The organism is Pseudomonas viridiflava (assembly GCF_900184295.1).
In the GTDB taxonomy this organism is placed as follows: domain Bacteria; phylum Pseudomonadota; class Gammaproteobacteria; order Pseudomonadales; family Pseudomonadaceae; genus Aquipseudomonas; species Aquipseudomonas viridiflava.
In genome coordinates this window covers 5,320,022-5,340,026 of the sequence record NZ_LT855380.1, presented here as the reverse complement: position 1 = coordinate 5,340,026, position 20,005 = coordinate 5,320,022, and the positions used below count along the sequence as shown (strand labels likewise).

General features: G+C 60.0%; 16 protein-coding genes and 1 riboswitch. Of the genes, 13 read left to right on the top strand and 3 right to left on the bottom strand.

Going from position 1 to position 20,005, the window contains the following annotated elements:
* Positions 1-45 precede the first annotated feature (45 nt).
* A complete protein-coding gene (locus tag CFBP1590_RS24015; RefSeq protein WP_088236054.1) occupies positions 46-1,485 on the bottom strand; it encodes a TolC family outer membrane protein in 1,440 nt (479 codons plus the stop codon).
* 163 nt (positions 1,486-1,648) lie between these two features.
* Positions 1,649-1,753: riboswitch (TPP riboswitch) on the top strand.
* Positions 1,754-1,905: 152 nt separating this feature from the next.
* Between CFBP1590_RS24015 and thiC the strand changes: the two genes are divergently transcribed.
* On the top strand, positions 1,906-3,795 hold the full coding sequence (gene thiC, locus CFBP1590_RS24010; protein WP_043304976.1) for a phosphomethylpyrimidine synthase ThiC: 1,890 nt from the start codon (positions 1,906-1,908) through the stop codon (positions 3,793-3,795).
* Positions 3,796-4,044: 249 nt separating this feature from the next.
* Complete coding sequence (gene cytX, locus CFBP1590_RS24005) at positions 4,045-5,334, top strand: putative hydroxymethylpyrimidine transporter CytX (RefSeq protein ID WP_058431393.1); 1,290 nt, start codon at positions 4,045-4,047, stop codon at positions 5,332-5,334.
* Here cytX and CFBP1590_RS24000 read toward each other — a convergent pair.
* The gene (locus CFBP1590_RS24000; protein ID WP_004883490.1) at positions 5,303-6,049 is read right to left on the bottom strand and encodes an RsiV family protein; all 747 of its coding nucleotides are present in this window, start codon (positions 6,047-6,049) and stop codon (positions 5,303-5,305) included. The two genes, cytX and CFBP1590_RS24000, sit on opposite strands and share 32 nt — an antisense overlap.
* 208 nt (positions 6,050-6,257) lie before the next feature.
* On the opposite strand from CFBP1590_RS24000, the gene CFBP1590_RS23990 reads away from it, so the two are divergent.
* From CFBP1590_RS23990 to CFBP1590_RS23940, 11 genes are all read left to right on the top strand, one after another.
* Positions 6,258-6,875 carry an NUDIX domain-containing protein gene (locus tag CFBP1590_RS23990; RefSeq protein WP_088236053.1) on the top strand — a complete coding sequence of 206 codons (618 nt, stop codon included), beginning with the start codon at positions 6,258-6,260 and terminating at the stop codon, positions 6,873-6,875.
* Positions 6,866-7,318 carry a DUF1249 domain-containing protein gene (locus CFBP1590_RS23985; RefSeq protein ID WP_004883494.1) on the top strand — a complete coding sequence of 151 codons (453 nt, stop codon included), beginning with the start codon at positions 6,866-6,868 and terminating at the stop codon, positions 7,316-7,318. Before CFBP1590_RS23990 ends, CFBP1590_RS23985 begins: the two co-directional genes overlap by 10 nt.
* 252 nt (positions 7,319-7,570) lie before the next feature.
* On the top strand, positions 7,571-9,010 hold the full coding sequence (locus CFBP1590_RS27940; protein WP_167383105.1) for a DUF6883 domain-containing protein: 1,440 nt from the start codon (positions 7,571-7,573) through the stop codon (positions 9,008-9,010).
* A gap of 8 nt (positions 9,011-9,018) precedes the next feature.
* Positions 9,019-9,225, top strand: coding sequence for a DUF4926 domain-containing protein (locus CFBP1590_RS23975; RefSeq protein ID WP_029243019.1), 207 nt, complete (start codon positions 9,019-9,021; stop codon positions 9,223-9,225).
* A 423-nt stretch (positions 9,226-9,648) separates the two neighbouring features.
* Entirely contained in the window at positions 9,649-10,455 is an 807-nt protein-coding gene (gene cpdA / locus CFBP1590_RS23970) for a 3',5'-cyclic-AMP phosphodiesterase (RefSeq protein ID WP_032664005.1), read from the top strand.
* Between the two features lie 88 nt (positions 10,456-10,543).
* Positions 10,544-11,161, top strand: coding sequence for a YqiA/YcfP family alpha/beta fold hydrolase (locus tag CFBP1590_RS23965; protein WP_029243017.1), 618 nt, complete (start codon positions 10,544-10,546; stop codon positions 11,159-11,161).
* Between the two features lie 73 nt (positions 11,162-11,234).
* Complete coding sequence (gene parE / locus CFBP1590_RS23960) at positions 11,235-13,139, top strand: DNA topoisomerase IV subunit B (protein WP_004883522.1); 1,905 nt, start codon at positions 11,235-11,237, stop codon at positions 13,137-13,139.
* Complete coding sequence (locus tag CFBP1590_RS23955) at positions 13,136-14,113, top strand: esterase-like activity of phytase family protein (RefSeq protein WP_058431395.1); 978 nt, start codon at positions 13,136-13,138, stop codon at positions 14,111-14,113. The genes parE and CFBP1590_RS23955 overlap by 4 nt, the downstream gene beginning before the upstream one ends.
* The gene (locus CFBP1590_RS23950; RefSeq protein ID WP_058431396.1) at positions 14,110-14,631 is read left to right on the top strand and encodes a retropepsin-like aspartic protease family protein; all 522 of its coding nucleotides are present in this window, start codon (positions 14,110-14,112) and stop codon (positions 14,629-14,631) included. The genes CFBP1590_RS23955 and CFBP1590_RS23950 overlap by 4 nt, the downstream gene beginning before the upstream one ends.
* Before the next feature lie 10 nt (positions 14,632-14,641).
* Positions 14,642-16,897, top strand: coding sequence for a DNA topoisomerase IV subunit A (parC, locus tag CFBP1590_RS23945; RefSeq protein ID WP_004883528.1), 2,256 nt, complete (start codon positions 14,642-14,644; stop codon positions 16,895-16,897).
* 183 nt (positions 16,898-17,080) lie between these two features.
* Positions 17,081-17,776 (top strand): PqiC family protein, encoded by a 696-nt coding sequence (locus CFBP1590_RS23940; protein WP_029243014.1) that lies wholly within the window; start codon positions 17,081-17,083, stop codon positions 17,774-17,776.
* Positions 17,777-18,331: 555 nt separating this feature from the next.
* On the opposite strand, the gene CFBP1590_RS23935 is transcribed toward CFBP1590_RS23940, so the two are convergent.
* Entirely contained in the window at positions 18,332-19,888 is a 1,557-nt protein-coding gene (locus CFBP1590_RS23935; RefSeq protein WP_029243013.1) for a HAMP domain-containing protein, read from the bottom strand.
* Positions 19,889-20,005 lie beyond the last annotated feature (117 nt).

The window sequence follows — 20,005 nt, the reverse complement described above, 5'->3', positions numbered from 1 at the left end:
TGTGACGTGGAGCGGCAGGCACGATCAGTGTTCAGGCTGCCGCCCTCAGCGCTGGGCCGGTCTTTCGAAGTTCTTGCGGGCCGCCGCTGCCAGATCCGGTGGCAGGAAATCCTTGTCCGGGTTGTAGTCGGATTTCAGATAGCGCGACAGGTCTTGCAGGTCGCCCGGATTCAGCGTGCCAGCGGCCTGTTTCAGGCGCAGGTTGTCCAGGATGTAGTCATAGCGCGTGTTGTTGTAGTCGCGCACCGAGGCGTACAGCTGACGCTGAGCATCGAGCACGTCGACGATGTTGCGTGTCCCCACCTGATAACCGATTTCCGTGGCTTCCAGTGCGCTCTGGTTGGAGATGATCGACTGCTTGCGCGCCTGAACCTGCTCCACGTCGGTGTTCACCGCACGGTGGAGGTTACGGGTGTTTTCCACCACCTGACGACGCAGGCCTTCGCGGCGCTGTTCACTCTGGCTCAGCCTTGAATAGGCTTCGCGCACCTGCGAATTGACCAGCCCGCCACTGTAGATCGGGATATTCAGCTGAACGCCAATCGTGCGTTGCTCTACATCACCGCCGTAGTTCTGCCCGGTGTAGTTGGGGTTGTTGAACCCCAGCGCATCGTTGTCGCCACGTTGATAGGTTGCGACGGCATCCAGAGTCGGCGCATGGCCGGCCTTGCGTTGACGCAGGGTTTCTTCGGCGGCGTTGACTGCGTAGTTGCTGGCCAGCAGGTTGAGGTTCTGCTGGGCTGCGGTGTCGACCCAGGCCTTGGCATCGTTGGGCGTCGGCGCCAGCACCGGCAGGGTGTGGACGATGCCTTCGATGGAGTTGTATTCGCGATTTGTCAGGGTTACCAGCGCCTGAAACGCATCGTCTACCTGACGCTGGGCGAGAATGCGGCTGGCGCGCGAGGTGTCATAGCTGGCCTGCGCCTGCAGCACGTCGGTCTTGTCCGACAGGCCTACATCGAAGCGCTCCCTGGCCTGATCCAGCTGGCGCCTGAATGCCGATTCCTCGGCCTTGGTCGCTGCCAGACTGTCCTGTGCACGCAGCACACTGAAGTAGCTCTGCGCCGATTGCAGAATCAGGTTCTGTTCAGTGGCCGACAGCTCGAGCGCGGCCTGTTCGTTGACCGCTTCGGCGGCCTGGAGCTGGAACCAGCGGTCGGCACGAAAGATCGGCTGGCTCAGGGTCGCCTGATAGACCGTACCGCTACGGGTTGCGATCCTGCTGGGCTGATCGATGCTGGTGCGTGTGTTGTTGGCCTGAGCGCTGCCGGAAAGATTGGGCAGCAGACCGGCACGCGCCTGAGGCACGGCTTCCTTGCGCGCAGCGTAATCGGCGCGTGCAGCGGCCAGATCGGCGTTGTTGTCCACCGCCTGCTCATAGACGTTCACCAGACCCGTCTTGGTCGGCAGCGGCATATCGGCTGCCCAGGTCAGTCCGTTGGACGCAAATGAAACAGCCACGACCAACGAAAGTTTGCGCAACATGAGGCGTTCCCTGTTCATGAAGAAAATTGTCACGGTTGGATGAAAAAACCGGGATAGCGAGTGTAGAGCCAGACGCAGAACGCAACAATCGGCCATTTCAGCCATTTATCGATGCCCACGCAATTGCGCTGGCTTTACAGCCTCGACGCGGCATAGACTGATGCCGTTCTTGTCGGGGTGCCTTGCTGTGAGGCTGAGATCGGTTAAACCGGATCCCGTTGAACCTGATCAGGTTAGCGCCTGCGTAGGGAACAAGATTTCTCGTCACCCGGCGAGTCCTCTTGAGTGTCGTCCGGGGTCGATCGTTCAATCAATGAACAGCACGCCTCTCTCGATACTCAGCACTTCTTCAGTGCACCCGTCCGTCCCGATCAGGTTACTCCGACAATAAATCCACAGTGGATGTCTGGAGAGACCGTGATGAGCATAAAACCAAAAAACGCACCCCACTTGAGCGAGTCGGCGCAGGTCGATTCCGGATCGGTACAGCCGTTTACCCGTTCGCAGAAGATCTACGTCCAGGGGTCGCGCCCGGACATTCGCGTGCCCATGCGCGAGGTCACTCTGGATATCACACCGACCGACTTCGGCGGCGAGATCAACGCCCCGGTCACGGTCTACGACACTTCCGGTCCCTATACCGACCCCAACGTGATCATCGACGTGCGCAAAGGCCTGGCCGATGTGCGCTCCCCGTGGATCGACTCACGTAACGACACCGAGCGTCTACCGGGCCTGAGCTCGAACTTCGGTCAGCAGCGCCTGAGCGACGCCGAGCTGACCGCGCTGCGCTTTGCCCACGTGCGCAACCCGCGCCGGGCCAGGGCGGGTGCCAACGTCAGCCAGATGCACTATGCGCGTCAGGGCATCATCACCGCCGAGATGGAATACGTCGCCATCCGCGAAAACATGAAGCTTCAGGAAGCCCGAGCGGCTGGCCTGCTGACTCAGCAGCACGCCGGGCACAGCTTCGGCGCGAGCATCCCTAAAGAAATCACTGCCGAGTTCGTGCGCGAAGAGATCGCCCGCGGTCGCGCAATCATTCCGGCCAACATCAACCATGTCGAGTTGGAACCGATGATCATCGGTCGCAACTTCCTGGTGAAGATCAACGGCAACATCGGCAACAGTGCGCTGGGTTCTTCCATCGAAGAAGAAGTCGCCAAGCTGACGTGGGGCATTCGCTGGGGCTCGGACACGGTCATGGACCTGTCCACCGGCAAGCATATTCATGAAACCCGCGAGTGGATCATCCGCAACTCGCCGGTCCCTATCGGCACGGTGCCGATCTATCAGGCGCTGGAAAAGGTCGGCGGTGCGGCCGAAGACCTGACCTGGGAGTTGTTCCGCGACACGCTGATCGAACAGGCCGAGCAGGGCGTCGATTACTTCACCATCCACGCCGGTGTGCTGCTGCGCTACGTGCCGCTGACGGCCAAGCGCGTGACCGGCATTGTCAGCCGTGGCGGTTCGATCATGGCCAAGTGGTGCCTGGCGCATCACAAGGAGAACTTCCTCTACACCCATTTCGAAGACATCTGCGAAATCATGAAGGCCTACGACGTCAGCTTCTCGCTGGGCGATGGCCTGCGTCCGGGCTCGATTGCCGACGCCAACGACGCGGCCCAGTTCGGCGAGCTGGAGACTCTGGGTGAGTTGACCAAGATCGCCTGGAAGCACGACGTGCAGACCATGATCGAAGGCCCGGGCCATGTGCCGATGCAGTTGATCAAGGAGAACATGGACAAGCAGCTGGAGTGCTGTGACGAAGCACCGTTCTATACCCTTGGCCCGCTGACCACGGATATCGCGCCGGGTTACGACCACATCACCTCGGGTATCGGCGCTGCGATGATCGGCTGGTTCGGTTGCGCCATGCTCTGCTACGTCACGCCGAAAGAGCATTTGGGCCTGCCGAACAAGGATGACGTGAAGACCGGGATCATCACCTACAAGATCGCCGCTCACGCAGCGGATCTCGCCAAAGGGCATCCGGGCGCGCAGATTCGCGACAACGCCTTGAGCAAGGCCCGCTTCGAATTCCGCTGGGAAGACCAGTTCAACCTGGGCCTGGACCCAGACACCGCGCGCTCGTATCACGACGAAACCCTGCCCAAGGATTCGGCCAAGGTCGCGCACTTCTGCTCCATGTGCGGCCCGAAATTCTGTTCGATGAAAATCACCCAGGAAGTGCGCGAGTACGCCGCCAATCAGCGAATCGAGGCCGTTGATGTGGACGTCGCCCAGGGTCTGGCGGAGCAGGCCGAGCGTTTCAAACAGGAAGGCAGTCAGCTCTATAAAAAGGTCTGACACGCCTGCTGTCAGTGTGCGCTCCGTGATGTGACACGGAGCGTCACGGGCTGCATGCCCACGCGGAGAATGGGCAGGATCAGTGTTGAGGCGATCGTTCCCACGCTCCTGCGCTCGGCGTTATACACAAGTCCTCCTGGAGGAATACGATGATGATCGTTCCTACGCTCTGCGTGGGAATGCCTCCCAGGACGCTCCGCGTTCGATCCACAAGACGATACATCACTCATTTCCTTACGAGCCAGAACCGTGAATACACCCGGCACCTATTCCCCCGACACACCCATCGCTGCCAGTCAGCGGGTATTCGGCGGGCGCGATCTGTTTTCCCTGTGGTTCTCGTTGGGCATCGGCCTGATGGTGCTGCAGACCGGTGCCTTGCTGGCGCCGGGGCTGGGCATGTCCGGCGCGTTACTGGCGATACTTCTCGGCACGCTGGTCGGCGTCCTGCTGCTGGCCAGCGTGGCGGTGATCGGCACGGACACAGGCCTGTCGTCCATGGCCGCGCTCAAACTCAGCCTCGGCAGCAAGGGCGCGTCGTTGCCTGCCGTGCTGAACCTGCTTCAACTGATCGGCTGGGGCTCGTTCGAGATCATCGTCATGCGCGATGCCGCCAGCCTCCTCGGCGCACGTGCCTTTGCCGAAGACAGCCTGTGGGCCAATCCGTTGCTATGGACGTTGTTCTTCGGTGCGTTGGCGACCCTGCTGGCGGTCGGCGGGCCGTTGACCTTTGTGCGTCAGATCCTGCGCCGCTGGGGTATCTGGCTGTTACTTGCCGCCTGCCTGTGGCTGACCTGGAACCTGTTGACCAAGGCTGACCTTGCCGCACTCTGGGCGCGCGCGGGTGACGGGTCGATGCCGTTTGCCGTGGGTTTCGACATCGCCATCGCCATGCCGCTTTCCTGGCTGCCACTGATCGCCGACTACTCCCGATTCGGCCAGCGCGCACGCAACGTATTCGGTGGCACCGCTGTGGGCTTCTTTATCGGCAACTTCTGGCTGATGGGGCTGGGCGTCGCCTATACCCTGGCGTTCGCGCCGAGTGGCGAAACGAATGCGCTGCTGCTGGCGCTGGCCGGCGCGGGTCTGGGGATTCCGTTGCTGTTGATTCTGCTGGACGAGTCGGAAAACGCTTTTGCCGATATTCACTCGGCGGCAGTTTCCACGGCGTTGCTGACCCGGATCAAGGTCGAGCATCTGGCGCTGTTCATCGGCATCGTCTGCACGCTGATCGCGTGTCTCGCACCGTTGGCGCAGTACCAGAATTTTCTGTTATTGATCGGTTCGGTGTTCGCGCCGCTGTTCGGCGTGGTGCTGGTGGATCATTTCATCCTGCGTCGTCGCGGCAGTCAGGTCGCGGCGAGTGGCTTGCGCTGGATGAGTCTGCTGTCCTGGCTGGGCGGTATCAGCACCTACCACCTGCTGGCCAACCTGTATCCGGATGTCGGCGCAACACTGCCAGCGCTCATCGTCGCTGGCGTGCTGCAACTGTTGATCGGTCGTGCGATCAGCCGCGGCCGGGAAACAGTTCCGACTTGATGATGCCATTGAGCTGAGGGTAAGGAATCTTCAGCTCGATGTGGCCCATGGAGTAGGGCGCGATGGTTTCCACCGGATACTTGAGGATCACAGCGCCGTAAGTCAGGGCAATGTGCGGCGTGCGCTTGAACGGCCAGGTCTGCACGAATGCAGCGTCTTCGTTCATCTTGCTCGACACCAGCCAGCCCTGATGAGCCAGTTCGGCTTTCTGCCAGAACTCCTGCTCCTTGCCTGGAATCACCATGTCGGCCAGCGTCAGCACCTTCTGCTGCTGGCGCGAATAGTTGATGAACGCCCGGCCAGGGTTGCCATGAGCGCCGCCGTTATCCAGGTAACTGGACAGCTCGACGACCACGATACCGTCATGCTGCTCGCGTACCTTGGCTTGCAGGTAGCTGCTGTTGCGGCCTTGGGCGCGGTTCAGGAACTGCTCCTGATAAGCCTTGATCGACGCGGGCGGCGGCGTGCTGCTGTCAGCGACAGTCAGTTGCAGCAGCGTCTTCTGGACGATGGCGTCCAGCTTTGGCTCGTCAGGAAAATGCACGGTATCGATGTTCACCAGCGGGCAGTCGGCAGTGGTGCAACCCGGCTTGATCAGCTCGGAAGCATCACGCTGAACCTGCAGCGGTGCGCGCATGTTGGGCGTGAAGAGGCTTTGGCAGGCGCCCAGCAAAAGAGCCAGGCAGGCCAGTGAAGTGATCCTCAGTAACGACATGTTGATCCTTGGCAGAGTCAGTAAAGGCGGTCGTGTTGTGCGTATGCAGGCAGGTTGGACTGCAAAGGCCCGGTTCGGTTCGCCGCTGGGCGGATTAGAATTGTTTTACGTAGCGGCCGTCTACCCTGCTTATTTAAGGGGGCTGCATCCAGTGGTCGATGCGCGTTAGGATGGTTGGAAGTTCAAGATAGCCGCAAGCGAGAAACCCATGACTCAGACCACCCGATCAGTACCGACGGCTTTCGAGATTACCCGGCGGGAAAACTGCTTCAAAGGCTTTTACAGACTGGACAAACTGTACCTGCACCACGAGCTGTTCAATGGCGGCACCAGCAAGGAAATCAGCCGCGAACTGTTCGTTCGCCACGATGCTGTCTGCGTGCTGCCTTATGACGCCAAACGTGACGAAGTGGTGTTGATCGAGCAGTTTCGCGTAGGTGCCGTCGAGAAGACTGGCAACCCCTGGCTGATCGAACTGGTGGCCGGCCTGATCGACAAGGACGAGCAACCGGAAGAAGTTGCTCATCGTGAGGCAGAAGAGGAAGCTGGGCTTGTGTTCGGCGCGCTATGGCCGATCACCAAATACTTTCCTTCACCGGGCGGCAGTGACGAGTTCGTTCACCTGTTCATGGGGCAGTGCGACAGTCAGGGGGCGGGCGGCCTGCACGGGCTTGAATCCGAAGGCGAAGACATCCGCGTGACAGTCTGGTCGTTCGACGATGCGATGCAGGCCGTGGCTGATGGAAGAATCATGAACGCGGCAACGATCATCGCCTTGCAATGGCTGGCGTTGAACCGCGCTGAAATAAGGGGGTTATGGTCGTGAATCTACTGCGCGAGCGCTACCGTGTTGACCTTGCCGGGCTGCAGGCTGCCTGCGAGGCCAACTACGCGCGCTTGATGCGTTTGTTGCCGGACATGCGCAACGAACAGCGCTCACGGCGCGTTGCGGTGACCCAGGGTGACCAGATGCTGGGCGTGCTGGCAGTCGAGGTTCTGCTCGACTGTCCGTACACCACCACCCTGCAGGTGCGCCAGGAACACAGCCTGCCATGGCTGCCGATACCCAGCCTGGAAGTACAGGTCTACCACGACGCACGCATGGCCGAAGTCATCGGCGCCGAACACGCCCGTCGCTTCCGGGGGATCTATCCGTATCCCAACGCCGACATGCACCAGCCGGACGAAAAGGCCCAGCTCAATCTGTTTCTGGGCGAATGGCTGAGCCACTGTCTGGCCTGTGGGCATGAGTTCGAAGCGGTCCGCTGATTCATCTTTCGATACGTTTTGACACGCTCTGCTGACAGATGCCGCTATTCATGGGCGGCATTTTGCTGAATACGTTTCAGCCTTCGCTCCCGAAATTTCCCGATACTTTTTGACGCTGGACGACCTCGCGCCAGCGCTTAAACTCGCCGGCTGTTTTTCATCTGCTTACGTTCAGCCAGGGTTTCACGACCGACTGAACTGCACCGCCCCAGCGCATGGACGCGTGATCATTGATACAAGGAGTTCACCGCCATGGGTGTTTACGACACCAGAGGCAACTATTCGCCGACGCCGGGTGTTTGCCGGCCCGCCGGCCCTGCCAAATCCTCGCCGGAGTCACGGCCACCCGAATACACCTGGGAAAATCAGCCGCCACGTACGCTTTATAAGGAAGAAATCAAATCCAGCTGTCTGGTGGGGGTTCGATTTCTCTGGAGTAACGGTGAGTGTCTGGTTGGCTGTCCTTGGGGGCTTACTCAGGAAGACGGTCAGGTCATCCGGGGCACGCTTGATTCCAAGAGTTTTCTCAGTCAGGTCATTGAAGGGCGTGCACATCGGATTCGGCTCAATCCGCAGTTCGATCCGAAAGCGCAGTTGGGTGGCATTCGAGCAGAACTGCAAGAGATCCTGCACGAAATCCTGGCTGCCGAGCGAGTCGAAGCCGACCGTCTAACAGCGATCCAGGCGCAGCGCAGCGCGGTTGCCAATGGCTTTTATGCCCAGATCGCACTGGGACGGGGATTTTTGTACGGCGCCTGGGGGCTGGTTGAGTCAGGCCTTGAATTCGCTGATCTGGCCAACCCCTTTGATGAGCTTGCACAGGCGGCAGTGGCGGCCTGGAAGTCGGAGCCGGAACCCGGAAAAGGCTGGCTGGATTCATTTCAGGAGCAATACACGGCGGCTCAATACCGCGACCTGGCCGCTGCGCTTGGTTTTGATCCCGCGACTATTAGCCGGGAAAAAATGGCGCAGGCCTATGAGGCTGCGAACTACATCTTCGAAGATGCAGCCAGCAAGCGTGCACTCCGAGACTTTGCTGCAGAATACGTCAGCCTCCAGAACCACGAATCCATTCTCCAGTTCACCGGGGGTATGGTTTTCGAGATCGTACTGGCAGCCTTGCTGGTATTTCTGACCGGCGGCACCGGCCTCGCAGCCCGCGCTTCAGTCGCGTCCACACGATTGACGCCACTGCTCACACGGTTAGGCGAGACACTGGGCAAGTTGGGCGCTAATCTCAAGAAAGCCAGGGTTTACGAGGCAGGGATTGCTGAAGGCAAAGGGAGCGGATCGCAGACGGTTGTGATTCCGCAGGCGAAGGGTATTACACCTGCAAGAGTTTCCAAGCCGCCTACCGCAGGCATTCTGATGGGGGCTGCCAATGCCTTGATTGACCCTAGAAAGATAACGGGTTACGCACTAAACAAGGACCATGTTTCCGGAGGACCAAAAGCACGAGTTTTTGAGTCTGCTCTTGGTTTTACAATAGAGAATGCGGATGAATTGATAAGGCAGCTTCATCATGGAGTTCGTACTACAGGCTCAACACCTGGAGTGGTGAATGACAGAGGGGCTCGCTTCAGAGTGGATATTCTGGTCAAAGGTCCAAAGCGAGAAGGTATTGTTCGCACAGGTTGGATCTACGATCCGGGCTCATCGGTCCCACGGTTGACAACATTATTTGTAAGGTAGAAATATTTATGAAGTTGACAATAAATGATGTCGTGAGGCTCGATGTTGATGTTCCTGAAGAAGGATTGTTTGCAGGTGATATTGGAACTGTTGTTCACGAATGCGTAGGGCCGGGAGCTGCGTACGAAGTTGAGTTTACGGATGAGGATGGCCGAACGCTTGTGCAGCTCACTTTATTACTTTCTCAGATATCTTTGGCGATGGATGTTGGGTAAAACTACTCATCGCCCGAAGGGTCTGCAAAGCTCCAAGTAACGGCGGCAGTTTTCGAGGCAGAGGGTCGAGACAGAGTCCTCCTCAAGCGCTGTCAGCCGCATATGATCGTTGTATGGCTGTGCGGAGCTTGGATCGTATGGTGAGGAGCCGCACCGGCAAAGTTGCATATGCCGGACCGTGAGAGCCATATAGGCTTTATGGGTATCCGGTGAATGTTCAACTGGAAATAGCTATGCTTTTGTGCAGATTGTTTTGGCAGGTATAGCGCTGGGTGCGTTGATTGCACAGACAGTTCGCAAAGCTCGAGCCAGGAGCCAACGTATCCCCTGACATCCAGCAAATGTGACCCACACCCACATTCCGGGTTTACCCGTATCGCTCGCCGTCACATAATCGCGCTGAATCCCTTCCAGGAGACGGCCTTGCCGAGCGCAGCCCCTTCATCGTCAGTTTTGCTGGTCCAGCTATCCGACAGCCACCTGTTTGCCGAGGCGGACGGCACGTTGCTGGGCATGAATACCCGTGACAGCCTGGAAAAGGTGGTCGAGCGGGTGCTGGCCGAGCAGTCGGATATTGATGTGGTGATTGCCAGTGGGGATATTTCCCAGGATGGCAGCGTGGAGTCGTATGAGGCGTTTCGTCGGCTCAGCGGACAGATCGCAGCGCCTGCGCGCTGGTTTGCCGGCAATCACGATGAGTTGCCGCAGATGGAACAGGTGGCGCAGGGGGCCGGGTTGTTGGAGCCGGTGCTGGATATCGGCCAGTGGCGTGTCACGTTGCTGGATTCTGCGGTGCCGGGCTCGGTGCCTGGTTTTCTGGCTGAATCACAGTTGCAGCTGCTGGCGCAGTCTCTGAGCGAAGCGCCGGACCGGCATCATCTGGTCTGCCTGCATCACCATCCGGTGGCGATCGGCTGTGAATGGATGGCACCGATTGGTTTGCGCAACGCCGAGGCGTTTTTTGCGGTTGTTGATCGGTTTCCGCAGGTCCGCGCCGTGCTCTGGGGGCATGTGCATCAGGAGTTCGACCAGATGCGCCAGGGTGTGCGGTTGCTGGCTTCACCTTCGACCTGCATTCAGTTCGCGCCGGGCAGTGAGGACTTCAAGCTGGACACCCTTGCGCCAGGCTATCGATGGCTGCGTTTGCACGACGACGGACAGCTTGAAACGGGGGTTTCCCGCGTGGTCGGCATGGTGTTCGAGGCCGATTACGGCGGCACCGGCTACTGAATCGTCTTACGTAACTATTTCCAGTAAGGTTTTGTCGCGTTAGTCCCTGTAAACTGCGCGGCTTTGCTTTGCACCCAGGAGCGGCAGCGTGACCAGTGAAACCCCCTCATTGCTGTACATCCATGGCCTGAACAGCTCGGCTTTGTCGAAAAAGGCCTGCCAGCTGCTCGCGTTGATGAAGACGCTGGGTCTTGCCGAACAGCTTCAAGTCCCTGAACTGCATCATCATCCACGTCAGGCCATGGTTCAGCTTGAGTCGGCCATTGCTGCGCTGGGTCGGCCTTTGCTGGTCGGCAGCTCGCTCGGCGGCTACTATGCGACTCATTTGGCGCAGCGCCACGGTCTCAAGGCCGTGCTGATCAACCCGGCCGTCAATCCGCATCAACTGTTCGACGGGTTTCTTGGCACGCAGCAGAATCTGTACACCGGTGAGCAGTGGCAACTGACGCAAGACCATATCGACGCGCTGGCGGAGCTGGAAGTGCCTGCTCCCCAGGATCCGCAGCAGATTCAGGTCTGGCTGCAGACGGGCGATGAGACGCTGGATTACCGCCGCGCCCAGGCTTTCTACCGTGCCTGCGCATTGCGCATCCAGCCCGGTGGCGACCACAGCTATCAGGGTTTTGCCGAGCAAATGCCGGCGCTGCTGAGTTTTGCCGGGTTTGCCCCGAGCCTGTTGCAAGGGATTGATCTGTCAGCGCTGTAAATGACTGCCGGTCAAAGGCATATAAAGAACATTCAACTCCCGAAATTTAATGAACGATTGATAACGAGAACCCATGGCCAATCCCAGCGCTAGCTCTTATAACGCAGACGCCATCGAAGTCCTCTCGGGCCTCGATCCGGTTCGCAAACGTCCGGGCATGTACACCGACACCTCGCGGCCCAACCACCTGGCGCAGGAAGTCATCGACAACAGTGTCGACGAAGCCCTGGCCGGTCACGCGAAGTCGGTGCAGGTCATTCTGCATGCCGACAACTCTCTTGAAGTGTCCGACGATGGTCGCGGCATGCCGGTGGACATTCACCCGGAAGAGGGCGTGTCGGGCGTCGAGCTGATCCTGACCAAGCTCCACGCGGGCGGCAAGTTTTCCAACAAGAACTACCAGTTTTCCGGCGGCCTGCACGGCGTGGGGATTTCGGTGGTCAACGCGCTTTCCACTCAGGTCCGGGTGCGGGTCAAGCGTGATGGCAACGAATACGAAATGACCTTCGCCGATGGCTTCAAGGCCACGGAGCTGGCGGTCATCGGTACGGTTGGCAAGCGCAACACCGGCACCAGCGTGTATTTCGCGCCCGATCCCAAGTATTTCGACACCCCGAAGTTTTCCGTCAGCCGCCTCAAGCATGTGCTCAAGGCCAAGGCTGTGCTGTGCCCGGGCCTGCTGGTCAGCTTCGAAGACAAATCCACCGGCGAAAAAGTCGAGTGGCATTACGAAGACGGCCTGCGCTCCTATCTGCAGGACTCGGTCACCGAGTTTCTGCGTCTGCCGGATGAGCCGTTCTGCGGCAGCTTTGCGGGCAACAAGGAGGCGGTCGACTGGGCTTTGCTCTGGTTGCCGGAAGGCGGCGACAGCGTTCAGGAAAGCTACGTCAACCTGATCCCGACCGCGCAGGGCGGCACCCACGTCAACGGTCTGCGCCAAGGGCTGCTGGATGCGATGCGCGAGTTCTGCGAATTCCGCAACCTGCTGCCGCGTGGCGTGAAGCTGGCGCCGGAAGACGTCTGGGAGCGCATCGCGTTCGTGCTGTCGATGAAGATGCAGGAACCGCAGTTCTCCGGCCAGACCAAAGAGCGTCTGTCCTCACGTGAAGCGGCGGCGTTCGTCTCTGGCGTGGTAAAGGACGCATTCAGCCTGTGGCTCAATACCCACTCCGAGCTGGGCCTGCAACTGGCCGATCTGGCGATCAACAACGCCGGTCGCCGCCTGAAGGCCAGCAAGAAGGTAGAGCGCAAGCGCATCACCCAAGGTCCGGCATTGCCGGGCAAGCTGGCCGATTGTGCCGGGCAGGATCCGGCGCGCTCCGAGCTGTTTCTGGTCGAGGGTGACTCTGCGGGCGGTTCGGCCAAGCAGGCGCGCGACAAGGAATTCCAGGCAATCCTGCCCTTGCGCGGCAAGATTCTGAACACCTGGGAAGTGGACGGCGGCGAAGTGCTTGCCAGTCAGGAAGTGCACAACATCGCGGTCGCCATCGGTGTCGATCCGGGCGCGGCGGATATCAGCCAGTTGCGCTACGGCAAGATCTGCATCCTGGCCGACGCCGACTCGGACGGTCTGCACATCGCAACGCTGCTGTGTGCGCTGTTCGTTCAGCACTTCCGTCCGCTGGTCGACGCAGGCCATGTGTACGTGGCCATGCCGCCGCTGTATCGCATCGACCTGGGCAAGGAAATCTACTACGCGCTGGACGAAAGCGAGCGCGACGGGATTCTTGATCGTCTGGTGGCCGAGAAGAAGCGCGGCAAGCCGCAGGTCACCCGATTCAAGGGGCTGGGCGAAATGAACCCGCCACAGCTGCGTGAAACCACCATGGACCCGAACACCCGGCGTCTGGTGCAACTCACGCTGGATGATTACGCGGCGACCTCGGAAATGATGGACATGCTGCTGGCTAAGAAGCGCGCCGGTGATCGCAAAAGCTGGCTCGAATCGAAAGGCAACCTCGCCGAGGTCATGATTTGATACGAGCCTGGCTCGCTGCCCTGTCCCTTGTGGTCGCGCCGGTTTTTGCGGCGCCGCTTGAGGCCCTGAAACTGCAATCCGAGCATCCGGTAGACGGTATGGTCGGCGGCAATCTTTCGGGCCTTGCCTCGTGCAATGGCCGGTTGTGGACGGTTTCCGACCGTGACGACAACCTGCTTTACAGCCTTGATGTGTCAGATCGCACCTGGAAGGCCGAACCGCATGTCATCGATATGCCGAAACCTGAGAGCTATCTGCCGCTGAGTCTGCGCTCGCTGGCGAATCTGTCGTCGATAGTGCGCGGTGGCAGCATGGATTTCGAAGGCATCAGCTGCGATGCGGCGGGCAATCGTTATCTGGTCAGTGAGGCCTACGGCACGGTGCTGAAAGTGCCGGTGGAAGGTGCTCCGGTCTGGCTGCCATTGCCTGCGGCGCTGGTTGAACAGGCGCGCGCCAACGGGATGTTGCAGCACTTCAATGCGATCTTCGAGGGCATTGCGGTAAACGCTGCGGGCGACCGGATCTGGCTGGCGGCCGAACGCGAGAAGCGCGGGCTGCTGGTGGTGCAGCGTGACAAGGATCAGTGGACCTGTGGACAAAGCTGCGTGCTGCTGGCCGAAGCGGGGAAAGATACGCTGCCGCCGGAACAGAATCGCAAGAAGGTCTCGACGGATTTTTCCGATATCTCGCTGTACAACGGCAAGCTGTTCACCCTGGAGCGTTCGGTGTATCGCATCTGTCGCCGGGAGCTGGAAACCGGGCAGATCGAGCGTTGCTGGTCGTTTTCCAAGGAAGCCATGCTACCGTCGCGTCGCTATGATCAGCCTTATGGTCTGACCGAGGCGCTGGTGGTGGATGAGACCGGTGCCTGGATCGGCATCGACAACAATTCCGGTGCCCGCGCCGATGGCGAAGAACGCCCGATTGTGTGGCGTTTCGCTGCACCTGCGGCGGGCTGGAGTGAAGGTCAATGAACCAGGCGGTTCCCGGCAGGCGCGCGGGCAAGGTCCTGATGATTCTGGCCTGGGCGGCCGGTATCTTTCTGGCCACACGCTTTTTCGGTGCCTGGGAAGACAAGCAGCAGAACCCCAATACCGTGGTCGCCTCGCAGCATGGTGACGGTTATATCGAAGTGCAGTTGGCGGGCAATCGTCAGGGGCATTTCGTCAGTACCGGCCAGATCAATGGCCGGACGGTAGAGTTCATGATCGACACCGGGGCGACGGACGTCGCCATCCCCGGTGATATGGCCGACAGCCTGGGCCTGAAACGCGGCATGCCGGTGACGGTCAGCACGGCCAACGGCAACAGTCAGGGTTTTCGGACCTCGCTCGACCGGCTGCAACTGGGCGACATTGTCCTGACCAACGTGCGCGCCCTTGTTGCGCCGGGTCTGGAAGGTGATCAGGTGCTGCTGGGCATGAGCGCAATGAAACAACTCGAATTCACACAGCGCGGCGGCAACTTGCTGCTGCGCCAGTCAACACAATGATGAGGCCCGCATGAGCGACTCCCTTGACCTCAGCCTGGATGGCGTAGAACGCCGCTCGCTGGCTGACTTCACCGAACAGGCCTACCTCAACTATTCCATGTACGTGATCATGGACCGTGCCCTGCCGCATATCGGCGACGGCCTGAAGCCTGTACAGCGCCGTATCATCTACGCCATGAGCGAGCTGGGCCTGGGTGCAGATGCCAAGCACAAGAAGTCGGCGCGTACCGTCGGTGACGTGCTCGGTAAATTTCACCCGCACGGCGATTCGGCCTGCTACGAAGCCATGGTGCTGATGGCTCAACCGTTCAGCTATCGCTACACGCTGGTGGACGGTCAGGGCAACTGGGGTGCGCCGGACGATCCCAAGTCCTTCGCGGCCATGCGTTACACCGAGGCGCGCCTGTCGCGTTATTCCGAGGTGCTGCTCAGCGAACTGGGGCAGGGCACGGCGGACTGGGTTCCGAACTTTGACGGCACGCTGGACGAACCGGCAGTCCTGCCTGCACGTTTGCCGAACATTCTGCTCAATGGCACCACGGGTATCGCCGTGGGCATGGCAACCGACGTACCGCCGCATAACCTGCGCGAAGTCGCCAGCGCCTGTGTTCACTTGCTGGACGAGCCAAAGGCGACCATTCAGGAGCTGTGCGAGCACATCCTGGGGCCGGATTACCCGACCGAAGCGGAAATCATCACGCCTCGCGCCGACCTGTTGAAGATCTATGAAACCGGTCGCGGTTCGGTACGCATGCGTGCGGTGTACCGCATCGAGGACGGCGACATCGTGGTCACCTCGCTGCCGCATCAGGTCTCCGGTGCCAAGGTGCTGGAGCAGATCGCTGCCCAGATGCAGGCCAAGAAACTACCGATGGTGGCCGACCTGCGTGACGAGTCGGACCACGAGAACCCGTGTCGCATCGTGATCATTCCACGCTCCAATCGCGTCGAGCTCGACGAGTTGATGCAGCACCTGTTCGCGACCACCGAGCTGGAATCCAGCTACCGGGTCAACATCAACATCATCGGTCTGGACGGCAAGCCGCAGCTCAAGAATCTCAAGACGCTGCTCAGCGAGTGGCTGACCTTCCGTATCGGAACGGTGCGCCGTCGTCTGCAGTTCCGTCTGGACAAGGTCGAGCATCGTCTGCACCTGTTGGATGGTTTGCTGACGGCTTACCTGAACCTCGATGAAGTCATTCACATCATCCGTACGGCCGAACATCCCAAGGCCGAGCTGATTGCACGCTTCGATCTGTCGGAAATTCAGGCCGACTACATTCTCGATACCCGTTTGCGTCAATTGGCGCGCCTGGAAGAGATGAAGCTGCGCAGCGAGCAGGATGCGTTGCGCAAGGAGCAGGCCAAGCTTCAGGCATTGCTGGGTAGTGAGTCCAAGCTGCGCAAGCTGGTGCGTGCCGAGCTGATTGCTGACGCGGAAACCTATGGCGATGATCGTCGCTCGCCTATCGTGGCGCGTGCTGAAGCCAAGGCGCTGTCCGAAAACGAATTGATGCCGACCGAGCCAGTCACCGTGGTGCTTTCCGAGAAGGGCTGGGTGCGTTGCGCCAAGGGGCATGACATCGATGCAACCGGGCTTTCCTATAAGGCGGGCGATGGCTTCAAGACGTCAGCCATTGGGCGCTCCAATCAGTTTGCGGTGTTCATCGACTCGACCGGGCGCAGTTACTCGGTCGCCGCACATACCTTGCCATCTGCGCGCGGACAGGGCGAGCCGTTGACCGGCAAGCTGCAGCCTCCGCCGGGTGCGACGTTTGAATGCGTGCTGCTGCCTGACGATGAGTCGCTGTACGTGATCGCCTCCGACGCCGGATACGGGTTCGTCGTGAAGGGTGAGGATCTGCAGGCCAAGAACAAGGCGGGCAAGGCGTTGCTGAGCCTGCCGAATGGCGCGAAAGTCATCCTGCCGCGGCCGGTGACTGACCGCGAGCAGAACTGGCTGGCAGCGGTGACGACTGAAGGCCGCCTGCTGGTGTTCAAGATCAGCGACCTGCCGCAACTGGGCAAGGGCAAGGGCAACAAGATCATCGGCATTCCCGGCGAGCGGGTGGCGAGTCGTGAAGAATACGTCACCGATCTTGCAGTCATCGCACAGGGCGCTACGCTGGTGCTTCAGGCAGGCAAACGCACGCTGTCGCTCAAGCCCGAGGATCTGGAACATTACAAGGGCGAGCGCGGCCGTCGCGGCAATAAACTCCCGCGCGGCTTCCAGCGAGTCGATGCCCTGTTGGTGGAAAATGGCTGAAAACATTGATCTGACGCGGGTGTTCTTCGTTTTGCCATGAAGTACGATGCATAATCGCTGGAGTCATGGCGAATATTCACGGATGATATGGGGTCTTGGGGCGCAAGCGTGGCGCAGTGCCTGCATGGGTCTGGAAAGTACTTATACTGTGGCTTCCCGAGGGGCAGCCACCTGGATGGGATGATGAATTTTCTACGCCTTCCCCTTGTCCTGTTGATGACCGGCGTCCTGGGTCTGGCTGGCTGCAGCGTGCACCAGCCGACCGCGCTTTATCAACTCGACAGCGGTGAGCCTGGTCAGCCGAAACAGAGTAGTGGTCTGGCAGTCTTGCTGGGCCCTGTTTCGGTGGCCGACTACCTGCAACGCGAAACCCTTCTGCAACGACAGCCTGACGGCACCCTGACCGCTTCGCCCGATGGGCGCTGGGCGGGAAATCTGTCGTCGGATATCGATCAATTATTGCTGCGTCAACTGGCCTGGAAACTGGACAGTCAGCGCGTCGTGCTGGCCCCGGCAGTCGCCAACTTCTCGCCTGATGTTCAGGTGGTGTTATCGATTACCCGCCTTGATTCCGGTGCAAAGCAGCCTGCGGTGCTGGATGCGCAATGGCGTTTGCTGGACCGCAAGGGACACGTGCGCGACAGCCGTCTAGTGCACCTTGAGCAGGTCCATGCGGGCAGCTCGGCCGATCAGGTCAAGGCGCAAGGCATGCTGCTCCAGCGTCTGGCCGATCAGGTCAGCACCGCCATCAAGCCGATCTCCTGGCAGCCGCTCGAAGAACCGAAGAAAGCCCCTGTGGCCCGCGCCAAAGAGGCCGAAAAGCCTAGAATTCCAATGGCTTCACCGATACGCACTGACCTTGAAGTGTTCCGCTTCTAAAGGTGCAGCCAACAAAAAGCCCGCAGCGATGCGGGCTTTTTATTGAGCGTTATCCTGAACGCGATCAGCGATCGGTGTGTGTTGGGTCAATGATCGTTCCCACGCGCTGCGCTCGTCGTTATACACAAGTCCGGAAGCGCGCAAAAACGGGGGCCAAAACGAAAGTGACTGACTGAATGCATACCCCGTGGGAGGCGGCTTGCCGGCGATGGCGTCAGTTCAGTCACTGAGATGTCGCTTCGGAAAACGCATCGCCGGCAAGCCGCCTCCCACAGTAGTCCGTGGTTGCAGCAAGACTTGGGTATGACGCTGAGCACAGGCGTGAGCATGATCGGCGTGCTTGAGATCACTCTGATCGTTCCCACGCTCTGGTGGGAATGCCTCCCAGGACGCTCCGCGTCCGCTCTCGAGTGTGGCGCAGATGTGTGCCACATTCGGGAGCGTTATCCACGTCATGCGCTCGGCTAACTGAATCCCCAGTCTGTGCGATCAGTGTTGACGCAGACTTGTGTATAACGCTGAGCGCGGAGCGTGAGCGCGATCAGCAGGAGTCCTTCAGACCTTGTTCGTCTCGTGCATGCGCGCCAGTTGACGCTCCAGCATGGACGGGTAGGGTTCCATCAGGCGTTCTACACAGCAGGCACCTTCCGGGCTTGCGATAGGGCGGATGCGGGCGCGCTGGCGGATCAGAGGATCGTCGTTGATCTTGCGCTCAACCAGCAGCAGGTTGCGGCTGTGTTGCGACAGCGCCAGTGCGTCCTGCGCGGTTTCAGTCAGCAACAGGTCGATCTGACTCAGGCCGCCCAGGCCTTCACCCAGCGTCAGGCCCAATTGCAGTTGTAACGTGATGCCGCTGTCGGCCACCTCGATCTGCAGGGCATGACTCAGCGCACGCAGCAGTTCGCCGCAGCAGATGGCATTGGTCAGGTAGTCGTCGCCGCTTTCCTGGCTGTGGAACAGCATCAGCGTGCTGCCATCGTTCAGGGTGTGCAGTTCGCTCTCGTACAGCGAGGCGGCTTGATCAAGGCAGTCGCGGTAGCGCTGCAGCAGTTCAGTCAGACGGGCACGAGGCAGGCGACGCAATTGGTCCTGCGCGCCCAGCTGTACCGCCAGAACGGCGCTGTGCTGAGGTTCGCTCGACACCACCGGAGCGGCAACCGGGCGGGCAGCGGGCGCTGAGCCTGCGCTGTCGGATGTGTCGCGCAGCTCGGCAAACGGATCATCGCCGTCGTCATCCTCATCTTCCTCGGCAACGATACGGCGTTGAACCGGTGGCGCAGGCAGTCGAGGCTTGGCCACAGGTGCGGTATCGCGCGCAGAGAAAGAGGGACCCGGTTTTTCGTCCGGCTCCAGATAAGGATCGTCGCCTTCGTCTTCCTCTTCGTACTCGGGTTCCGGCACGGGTTCAGGCTCTGGAACGGGCGGGGCGAAGGACGTGCGCAACTGACGCGCCAGATCACCGATTTCATCCTGGCGATCGGTTGCCGGCGTGTAGGGATCGATATCGCGCAGCCAGATACGCATCTGCATCAATGGCGTAGAAATGTGGCGACCCAGACGCAGACTCAAAGCCAGCGCCAGCGCCAGCAGAATGCCCGCCAGGATGCCCATGCTTTGCAGGCTGATGGTCATCGGCTGCTGGAATTGCGACATGTCGAGGCTGATGCGCAGGTGGCCCGCCATCACGTCCTGAAACGTGATCTTGATCTCGTACAGGCCCTGGGCTTCACCCAGAAGCCCGTTTTTCGGGCGCTGGCCGGCTTCGGCAAGGATGCGGTTATCCACGCTGTAGATCGCGGCATGCGCCACCAGCGGGTTTTTGACCAGATTGCCCAGCAGCACGTTGAGACTGAGGATGTCGTTGGACACCAACAGCTCGGTAGCCGAGGTGGCGGTCTGGGTCGTCAGGGCCTGCCCCAGTGCGTCGGCCTGTTCATGCATGGCCTGCTTGAACTGCAGGCCCATGACACCGGCGTAGATCACCAACGCCAACGCGACCAGGATCACGTTATGGCTGGCAATGCGCAAAGCGATCGGTACACGGCGGTGACGCAGGGCACGAAAGATGAGCAGGAAGAAATTATCGGTTTTAACGGGCGTGGGCCGGTTCACAGAGCACGGCTCTTTCGGTGAAGTTGCCGGGCAGTATAACGACCGACCTTGTAGCGGCAAAGCGCTGCCTGTGCCCGGTGGTCACTGAAAGTGGTTAGAATGCGGTTTTTTTCCACT

Excerpts from the sequence above, each read along its gene's own strand:
- CFBP1590_RS24015 (WP_088236054.1), bottom strand. The coding sequence starts at position 1,485 with ATGTTGCGCAAACTTTCGTTGGTCGTGGCTGTTTCATTTGCGTCCAAC.
- thiC (WP_043304976.1), top strand. The coding sequence starts at position 1,906 with ATGAGCATAAAACCAAAAAACGCACCCCACTTGAGCGAGTCGGCGCAG.
- CFBP1590_RS24000 (WP_004883490.1), bottom strand. The coding sequence starts at position 6,049 with ATGTCGTTACTGAGGATCACTTCACTGGCCTGCCTGGCTCTTTTGCTG.
- CFBP1590_RS23990 (WP_088236053.1), top strand. The coding sequence starts at position 6,258 with ATGACTCAGACCACCCGATCAGTACCGACGGCTTTCGAGATTACCCGG.
- CFBP1590_RS23985 (WP_004883494.1), top strand. The coding sequence starts at position 6,866 with ATGGTCGTGAATCTACTGCGCGAGCGCTACCGTGTTGACCTTGCCGGG.
- CFBP1590_RS27940 (WP_167383105.1), top strand. The coding sequence starts at position 7,571 with ATGGGTGTTTACGACACCAGAGGCAACTATTCGCCGACGCCGGGTGTT.
- CFBP1590_RS23975 (WP_029243019.1), top strand. The coding sequence starts at position 9,019 with ATGAAGTTGACAATAAATGATGTCGTGAGGCTCGATGTTGATGTTCCT.
- parE (WP_004883522.1), top strand. The coding sequence starts at position 11,235 with ATGGCCAATCCCAGCGCTAGCTCTTATAACGCAGACGCCATCGAAGTC.
- CFBP1590_RS23950 (WP_058431396.1), top strand. The coding sequence starts at position 14,110 with ATGAACCAGGCGGTTCCCGGCAGGCGCGCGGGCAAGGTCCTGATGATT.
- parC (WP_004883528.1), top strand. The coding sequence starts at position 14,642 with ATGAGCGACTCCCTTGACCTCAGCCTGGATGGCGTAGAACGCCGCTCG.
- CFBP1590_RS23940 (WP_029243014.1), top strand. The coding sequence starts at position 17,081 with ATGAATTTTCTACGCCTTCCCCTTGTCCTGTTGATGACCGGCGTCCTG.